The sequence below is a fragment of the bacterium endosymbiont of Bathymodiolus sp. 5 South genome, from assembly GCF_900128535.1.
In the GTDB taxonomy this organism is placed as follows: domain Bacteria; phylum Pseudomonadota; class Gammaproteobacteria; order PS1; family Pseudothioglobaceae; genus Thiodubiliella.
In genome coordinates, this window is record NZ_FQTR01000283.1 from 1 (window position 1) to 1,562 (window position 1,562).

Genomic DNA, 1,562 nt, shown 5'->3' on the forward strand with positions numbered 1-1,562 from the left:
ATTTAAGAATTCGCCATTAGTGTTACCATCTACTGCATAACTAGCAGCAACGGGGATAGAGTATGGATATGCGCTGGATTCTGTGGCAGGTTTTCCAAGCGCTAGATTATAACTAGAGGCGTATGCACCTCCGTAACTTAGGTCACCCCATGTCCTGATTGAGCCATCGGGCTTAACAGCAGTAAAGGTATATGCGTTTGAATAAATCTCGGTATAGCCTTTGTCGGTGGGTGCGTTTGTGGTTTTATCCTTTATCTCATTCCACGAATTATCTAAGCTACCCCACGATGCAATTGAGCCATTAGCTTTAAGAGCAGCAAAGGCTTTATGAGTTGAATAAATCTTGATATAGCCTTTGTCAGTGGGTATATTGGGTGCGTTTGTGCCTCCAAAATCTGAACTACCCCACGCCTTGATTGAGCCATCGGCTTTAAGGGCAGCAAAGGCATAATCATTTGAATAAATTTTGGTATAGCCTTTGCCATCGGGTGCGTTTGTGCCTCCAGAATCTGAACTACCCCACGCCTTGATTGAGCCATCGGCTTTAAGGGCAGCAAAGGCATATGTATTTGAATAAATTTTGGTATAGCCTTTGCCATCAGGTGCGTTTGTACCTCCATCACCTGGTTCGCCCCACGCCTTGATTGAACCATCAGTTTTAAGGGCGGCAAAGGCAACTGCATTTGAATAAATCTCGGTATAGCCTTTGTCATCGGGTGAGTTTGCACCTCCAGAATATGCTCTACCCCACCCCTTGATTGAGCCATCAGTTTTAAGGGCGGCAAAGGCATTAGTAGTTGAATAAACTTTGGTATAGCCTTTGTCGGTGGGTGCGTTGGGTGCGTCTTTACCTCCATAATATACATCGCCCCATGTCTTGATTGAGCCATCGCGTGTAAGGGTGGCAAAGGCTTCTCTATTAGAATAAATCTTGGTATAACCACTGCCAGAAGGTGCATCTGCACCTCCAGAATATGGGTTACCCCACGCCTTGATTGAGCCATTGCGTGTAAGGGCGGCAAAGGCATTAGTAGTTGAATAAATCTTGGTATAGCCTTTATCAGTGGGTGCGTTGGGTGCGTTTTTACCTCCATACTTTAAGCTGCCCCATGTCGTAATTGAGCCATCAGCTTTAAGGGCAGCAAAGGCACGTTCATTTGAATAAATCTCGATATAGCCACCATTAGTAGGTGCTTTTTTACCTCCAAAATATGGGTTACCCCACGCCATGATTGAGCCATCGCTTTTAATGGTGGCAAAGGCTGTCTTATTAGCATAATTTGGCGCATTATTAACCCCACCAAAATCATTCCGAGCACTAGAATAATCCACCTCAGCAAAACGCAAAGGATCAACACCCATAACCTGAACTTCTGCTAGAGACAGATAATTCTTATCAAGCAACTGGATTCTAACATAGCGACCTTGCTTGCCTGATGCGTCTAATTGAATGATTTTTTTGGGATTAGGCGCAACATGAAAGTCTTGTTGATAGGTGTGGGTACTGAAGTCTGCTTTATTAGAGATACTAACTTGGTAGTTACTTAGTCTATCTGCACAGC

At 44.3% G+C, this 1,562-nt stretch carries 1 protein-coding gene; it reads right to left on the reverse strand.

The annotated features are described in order from the left end of the window. The coding region (locus BBROOKSOX_RS10840; RefSeq protein ID WP_373896628.1) for an RCC1 domain-containing protein at positions 1-1,562 on the reverse strand (1,562 nt) is incomplete at both ends.